A 5,820-nucleotide genomic window follows, 5' to 3' on the forward strand; every position below is an offset into this window, starting at 1 on the left:
TTACCCCGTCCCGCAGCGCATGAACTGTGAACACACCGGATTCAGGGGGCGCTTTGCCGGCGGCGTCCGGGTCTGGGCGCTGCTGGGCATCCACGCCACGGTGGTGGAGCCGGGCTACTTCCGCACCGAGTTCCTCGACACGGCCTCGCTCTCGGTGTCCCCGCTGGTGCTGGAAGACTACGCCCCCAGCGCCGGCGTGATCCGGGAGGCGGCCCGCCGCATCAACCTGAACCAGCCCGGAGACCCGGTGCGCCTGGCCCAGGCCGTGATGCAACTGGTGGCCAGCCCCACGCCGCCACTGCGCCTGCCGCTGGGCACCGACACGCTGCGGACGATTGCCGAGAAGTACGCCTTTGTGGAAAAGGAAACGGCTGCTTGGCGTGACCTGGCGGCGTCCACGGACTTCCCCGTGCAGGAAGCAGCTTGAGCCTGCTGCGGCGGTGGGTCAGACCATGCCGCCGTTGGCTCGGAGTGTCTGGCCATTGATCCAGGCGCCATCACTTCCGACCAGAAAAGACACCGTGCTCGCGATGTCCTCTGGCGTGCCCAGGCGGCCCAGCGGGTTCATCTGGGCCAGGCGCTCCACCAGTTCGGGCGTCTTGCCATCCAGGAACAGGGCGGTGGCCGTAGGGCCGGGGGCGACGGCGTTCACCGTGATGTTCTTGCCGCGCAGTTCCTTGGCCAGGATCAGCGTCATGGTCTCCACCGCGCTCTTGGTGGCGGCATACACCGCGTAGCCGGGCATGGCGGTGCCGACCAGGCTGGTGGAGAAATTCACGATGCGCCCGCCCGGCTCCAGCCTGCGCGCGGCCTCGCGCAGTGCGTTGAACGTGCCCTTGAGGTTGATGGCGATCAGCCGGTCGAAGGTGGCGTCATCGGTGTCGGCCAGGTGCGGCAGGTTCGAGGGCATCACGCCCGCGTTGTTCACCAGCACGTCCACGCGGCCGAAGGCCTCGGTCGCCTGGTCGAACAGGCGCGCCACGGCGGCGGCATCGGCCACATCGGCCTGCACGGCGATGGCCTGGCCGCCCGCAGCGGTGATGGACTGCGCCACCACTTCCGCCTCGGCCGCGCTGCCGGCGTAGTTGACGACGACGCGAAAGCCGTCGCGCCCCAGGCGCTGGGCAATCGCGGCGCCAATGCCGCGCGAGGACCCGGTCACGATGGCGACGGGGCGGTGGGTGGATGGATCGAGGGCTGCGGACATGGAGAGCTCCAGAACTGTGGGGATGGGTGTATTGTTCAGTGGGTCCGGGTCTGGATAAAGGCCTCTGGATTGCCATGACTGTTCAGTAGAAATCAACAATCAGCTCCCGCCCCATGGACCGATTCGACGCCATGCGCCTGTTCACCCGCATCGTGGAGCTGGGCAGCTTCACCCAGGCGGCGGACGACCTGCAACTGCCCCGCGCCACGGTCACCCTGGCCGTGCAGCAACTCGAAAAGCGCCTGGGCGCACGCCTGCTGCACCGTACCACGCGCCATGTCAGCCCCACGCAGGACGGCGAGGCCTATTACGCACGCTGCCAGCAACTGCTCGCCGACCTCGACGAGACCGAGGCGGCCTTCGCCACCGCCGGCCAGCAGCCCAAGGGCAAGCTGCGCGTTGACCTGCAGGGTACCCTGGCGCGCTATTTCGTGCTGCCGCGCATCGGCGAGTTCTTTGCGCGCTATCCCGGCGTGGAGCTGGAACTGGGCATGGGCGACCGCCTGGTGGACCTGGTGCGCGAGCGCGTGGACTGCGTGATGCGCGGTGGCGAGCCGGCCGACTCCAGCATGGTGGGCCGGCGCGTGGCGCAACTGGCCCAGGTGACCTGCGCCAGCCGCTGCTACCTGGAACGCCATGGCGTGCCCCGCACCGTGGACGAACTGCGCGGCCACCGCGCGGTGAACTACCTGTCGTCGCGCACAGGCAAGCCCATACCCCTGGACTTCGTCGTGGACGGCGTGCCGCGCAGCGTGCAGCTCAAGGGCACGGTGTCCGTGACGGACGCGTTTGCCTACGCGGCCTGCTGCATGGCCGGGCTGGGCATCGTGCAGGTGCCGCGCTACCACCTGGAGCCGCAACTGGCCGAGGGCAGCCTGGTAGAGGTGCTGGCCGAGTTCTGCCCGCCGCCCATGCCGGTGACTGTGCTGTACCCGCACAGCCGCCAGCTCTCACCACGAGTGCGAGTGTTCGTGGACTGGCTGGCCGAGGTGATGCAGAACGCGCGCTGATTACGCCGCTGGGCGCGAGAACTCCATGACCCAGTTGGTCTCCCAGGTCTGTCCGCCATCTTCCGAGAAGGCCTGCTCCCAGCGCGGCGTGCCGGTGGCGAGGTTCCGGGTCCATTCAAAGCGCACCTGGATGGCCCGGCCCTCGAACCGGTCCTGGCCCAGAAAGATGCCCTTGTCGGTGCCTGCAAAGCCACCACTCACCGGGGGCTGCAGCAGTCCCGTCGCGGAATCCAGGCCACCGGTCACATTGTCGAGCCAGTAGATGCTCCAGCGCCGCGCCTGGGGATTGAACAGGCGCAGCGCCATGCCCACGTAGCCCGCATTCCAGGTTTCAGGGATGAAGTCATCGCAGTTGCCGATGCCGCCGGAGAGCGGCCGCGCCGTGCCTGTGGCGTCGAAGGTCTCCCAATCGGTGCAACCCGCAAGCCGGCGCACCAGGCGTGTGTTGCGGATGCGCCAGGGGCCCATCAGGAAGTCGAAGTCGTGGGCATCGCCGGTGGGTGGAACGGGGTGCATGGTGGGGGTCTCCTGCGTGCGTTGCATCATGCGTGCAAGGCCGAGCGCGCCGTGGGTTGCAGCCGGTGGGCTTCGGGCGCGCGGGACAGCCATGGCGCCAGGCCCTGTGCTACCTCGCGCTGCCAGGCACCGCTTTGCGCAAAGGCATCGAGCGCGTTGGTGCCATCAAACAGTGCCAGGCCCAACAGCACATGCTCGCCCTCGCGCACCGGCAGGCGGGGAAAGGTGTTGGGGCTGGCATCGCTGGCATACCAGGCCGTGTGGCGGGCGCCGCCCGCGCGCAGCGTGGGGCCCATGCGCTCACGGCAATAGTCCAGCAGCGCCGGCGTTGCAGGCTCCCTGAGATGGAACACCGTGGCATCGAGCAGGCCTGGTGCCGCGCCGCTGGCGCCCGGGGCAGCGCGGTCCACAGGCAGGCCATCGGCCGCGCCGGGCCAGGCAGGTTGCAGCAGCAGCACGTTGTCCGAATCGACCATGGTGGCGTTGGCCGCATCGCGGTGCGCAGCCCACACCGGGCCGCCGTAGAAGGCCTCGAGGGCCTGCTTGCGCGCCGCCATGCCGGCAAAGCCGCGCAGCCAGACGAAAAGGTCGGGCCGGTCCAGGTCGCGGAACTGGCCGATCACGCGCATGCCTTCGCGCTCCTGGGTTTCGAGGAATTCGCGGTCGAACAGGTCGATGAGCACCTCGCGCTGGCCGGGGTGCAAGGTGTATTGGCGCAGCTCGACGATGCTGCAGTCTGGAAGGGATGGGGTGGTGGGCATGCGGTCTTCCTTGGCTGGGAATGAAAGGGAAGTTCGCAGTGTGCGGCGCAATACATGACAAGGCATGGCAGGTATTGCAGGCACAATGCACACCGTCGTCTTTCCATTCGCCCATGCGCGCCAGCCGCCTGTTGTCCATCCAGATGCTGCTCGAAACCCGCGGGCGCATGAGCGCGCAGGCGTTGGCCGAGGCGCTTGAAATATCGGTGCGCACGCTCTACCGCGACGTGGACCAGCTCACTGCGGCGGGCGTGCCCATCTATGCCGAGCGCGGCCGCAATGGCGGCTTTGCGCTGCTGCCGGGGTGGAAGACCACGCTCACCGGCCTCACCCCCTCCGAGGCGCAGGCCGTGTTCCTGAGCGGCCTGCCCGGTCCGGCCGGTGACCTGGGCTTGGGTGGCGATGTGGAGGGCGCGCGCCTCAAGTTGCTGGCCGCGCTGCCCGCCCCCTGGCGCGAGGACGCGCAGCGCGTGAGTGCCCGCCTGCACCTGGACCCCGTGGACTGGTACCGCGAGAGCGCGCCCACGCCGCACCTGACCACAGTGGCTGCCGCGGTCTGGAGCGGCGAGCAACTGGCCCTGCGCTATGAAAGCTGGGCCGATACGGCGGAGCGCAGCGTGGCCCCGCTGGGCCTGGTGCTCAAGGCCGGTGTCTGGTACCTGGTGGCGCAGCCGGTGGGCAAGGCGACTGCGGACAGCGGCCCGCGCACCTACCGGGTCGCCAACATCCGCGCGGCCACGGCCTTGGGCACGCCCGTGCGCCGTCCGACGCGCTTTGATTTGCCCGCGTACTGGAGCGCGTCCATCCGCCGATTCGAATCCAGCCTCCATACCGGCGAGGCAGACCTGCTGGCCACGCCAGCGGGGCTCAAGGGCCTTGCCGCACTGAGCAGCGCCGTGGCGCGGGCGGTGGCGGCCGCGCCGCCTTCGCGCCGCAAGGATGGGCGCGTGGCGCTCACCATCCCCATCGAGTCGGTGGCCCATGCCTGCGGCCAGCTCATGCGCCAGTCGCCCGAGGTGGAGGTACTGCGCCCGGCGGCGCTGCGGCGGGCGATGGTGGAACGCATCGAGGCCACGGCGCGGCTTTACAAGCTGCGCTGAGGCAGGGCCGCTACAAGCCCCGTTCCACCATGTCCAGCAGCCGCTGGCCCAGCAACTGCATCATCTCGGCGGGGGTGCCGCGCAGGGGGCCATCGATGGAGAGCAGCGCCATGCCATGCACGGTGGACCAGGCCAGGTACTCGGCGCCCGGGCGGCGTTCCGGCGGCAGGGCGCCTGCGGTCACCAGGTCGTCGAGCGCGGCCGACAGATGCTCGAAGGGGTTCAGGCCCGTCAGGCCCCCCATGGCGGGGTCGGGGTCCTGCTCCACGCTGAACTGCCCGCCGAATGCGGTGCGGAACAGCCCCGTTTCGGCGTGCGCAAAGCGCATGTAGCCCGCACCCACGGCGCGTACCCTGGCGTGGGCCTGCTCGGTGGGCGTGCCTCCGGTGGGCACATCGGCCATCTCTGCCTCCATGGCTTGGGCCACGGCGGCGACCGCAGCCGCGCGCACGGCGGCCAGCAGGTCCTGCCGGTTGGCGAAATGGCGGTAGGCGGCGTTGGGCGCCACGCCCGCGCGGCGCGTGGCCTCGCGCAGCACCACGGCATCGGGCCCGCCCTGGCGGGCCAGCTCGATGCCGGCATCCAGCAGGGCGCGGCGCAGGTCGCCGTGGCGGTAGGTACTGCGCGGGGTGGGGGGGCTGTTGCTTGTGGTTACGGACATCGGGCCTTCAATGTGGACACTGTCCATTATCTCTGCTATTGTTTGTGAACGGTGTCCACAATTGTGTAGGCATCTTTCGTTGTTCTCATCCTGCAAGGAGATTGCCCCATGAAAGTCGAACCGTATCTGTTCTTCGAAGGCCGTTGCGAAGAGGCCCTGGAGTTCTACCGCAAGGCCCTCGGCGCCGAGGTCACCATGCTCATGCGCTACAAGGACAACCCCGACCAGATGGGTGGCGCTGGCTGTTCGGCCGATGGTGCCCCGGGTGCCGGACCGCAGCCCGAGATGGTGATGCATGCCTCGTTCAACATCGGCGATACCCAGCTCATGGCGTCCGACGGAATGGGCTCGGGAAAGCCCGCCTTCCAGGGCATTTCCCTGGCCCTGAATCCCGAGACGGAAACCGAGGCCAGGCGCCTGTTCGATGCACTGGCCGAGGGCGGCCAGGTGCAGATGCCGCTCGGAAAGACCTTTTTCTCCCCCGCCTTCGGCATGGGCGCCGACCGCTGTGGTGTCTCGTGGATGGTGGTGGTGCCGCAATGACGGAAGCCCAGTCCATGCGCCA

Annotated in this window: 7 protein-coding genes and 1 pseudogene; 4 read left to right on the forward strand and 4 right to left on the reverse strand. The window is 69.0% G+C overall.

Translation table 11 applies throughout. The features are described 5' to 3' along the window. Window positions 1-427 (forward strand): annotated as a pseudogene (locus ACK59X_RS09155) (hypothetical protein); the annotation flags it as partial. An 18-nt stretch (window positions 428-445) separates the two neighbouring features. On the opposite strand, the gene ACK59X_RS09160 reads toward ACK59X_RS09155, so the two are convergent. Then, on the reverse strand, window positions 446-1,207 hold the full coding sequence (locus tag ACK59X_RS09160; protein ID WP_409956693.1) for an SDR family oxidoreductase: 762 nt from the start codon (window positions 1,205-1,207) through the stop codon (window positions 446-448). Window positions 1,208-1,320: 113 nt separating this feature from the next. Here ACK59X_RS09160 and ACK59X_RS09165 point away from each other — a divergent pair, with 113 nt between their 5' ends. Further along, entirely contained in the window at window positions 1,321-2,217 is an 897-nt protein-coding gene (locus ACK59X_RS09165) for a LysR substrate-binding domain-containing protein (protein WP_409956695.1), read from the forward strand. On the opposite strand, the gene ACK59X_RS09170 is transcribed toward ACK59X_RS09165, so the two are convergent. Next, window positions 2,218-2,733 carry a hypothetical protein gene (locus tag ACK59X_RS09170; RefSeq protein WP_409956697.1) on the reverse strand — a complete coding sequence of 172 codons (516 nt, stop codon included), beginning with the start codon at window positions 2,731-2,733 and terminating at the stop codon, window positions 2,218-2,220. It lies immediately after the preceding gene. 26 nt (window positions 2,734-2,759) lie between these two features. Next, window positions 2,760-3,494 carry an NIPSNAP family protein gene (locus ACK59X_RS09175; protein ID WP_409956699.1) on the reverse strand — a complete coding sequence of 245 codons (735 nt, stop codon included), beginning with the start codon at window positions 3,492-3,494 and terminating at the stop codon, window positions 2,760-2,762. A gap of 113 nt (window positions 3,495-3,607) precedes the next feature. Between ACK59X_RS09175 and ACK59X_RS09180 the strand changes: the two genes are divergently transcribed. Next, on the forward strand, window positions 3,608-4,594 hold the full coding sequence (locus ACK59X_RS09180) for a helix-turn-helix transcriptional regulator (RefSeq protein ID WP_409956701.1): 987 nt from the start codon (window positions 3,608-3,610) through the stop codon (window positions 4,592-4,594). Between the two features lie 10 nt (window positions 4,595-4,604). Here the strand turns inward: ACK59X_RS09180 and ACK59X_RS09185 are convergent, their stop codons facing one another. Further along, on the reverse strand, window positions 4,605-5,282 hold the full coding sequence (locus tag ACK59X_RS09185; RefSeq protein ID WP_409956703.1) for a TetR/AcrR family transcriptional regulator: 678 nt from the start codon (window positions 5,280-5,282) through the stop codon (window positions 4,605-4,607). An 81-nt stretch (window positions 5,283-5,363) separates the two neighbouring features. Here ACK59X_RS09185 and ACK59X_RS09190 point away from each other — a divergent pair, with 81 nt between their 5' ends. Next, window positions 5,364-5,798 (forward strand): VOC family protein, encoded by a 435-nt coding sequence (locus ACK59X_RS09190; RefSeq protein WP_409956704.1) that lies wholly within the window; start codon window positions 5,364-5,366, stop codon window positions 5,796-5,798. Window positions 5,799-5,820 lie beyond the last annotated feature (22 nt).

It is taken from the genome of Acidovorax sp., assembly GCF_046339755.1.
In the GTDB taxonomy this organism is placed as follows: domain Bacteria; phylum Pseudomonadota; class Gammaproteobacteria; order Burkholderiales; family Burkholderiaceae_C; genus Acidovorax.

Excerpts from the sequence above, each read along its gene's own strand:
- ACK59X_RS09160 (WP_409956693.1), bottom strand. The coding sequence starts at position 1,207 with ATGTCCGCAGCCCTCGATCCATCCACCCACCGCCCCGTCGCCATCGTG.
- ACK59X_RS09165 (WP_409956695.1), top strand. The coding sequence starts at position 1,321 with ATGGACCGATTCGACGCCATGCGCCTGTTCACCCGCATCGTGGAGCTG.
- ACK59X_RS09170 (WP_409956697.1), bottom strand. The coding sequence starts at position 2,733 with ATGCACCCCGTTCCACCCACCGGCGATGCCCACGACTTCGACTTCCTG.
- ACK59X_RS09175 (WP_409956699.1), bottom strand. The coding sequence starts at position 3,494 with ATGCCCACCACCCCATCCCTTCCAGACTGCAGCATCGTCGAGCTGCGC.
- ACK59X_RS09180 (WP_409956701.1), top strand. The coding sequence starts at position 3,608 with ATGCGCGCCAGCCGCCTGTTGTCCATCCAGATGCTGCTCGAAACCCGC.
- ACK59X_RS09185 (WP_409956703.1), bottom strand. The coding sequence starts at position 5,282 with ATGGACAGTGTCCACATTGAAGGCCCGATGTCCGTAACCACAAGCAAC.
- ACK59X_RS09190 (WP_409956704.1), top strand. The coding sequence starts at position 5,364 with ATGAAAGTCGAACCGTATCTGTTCTTCGAAGGCCGTTGCGAAGAGGCC.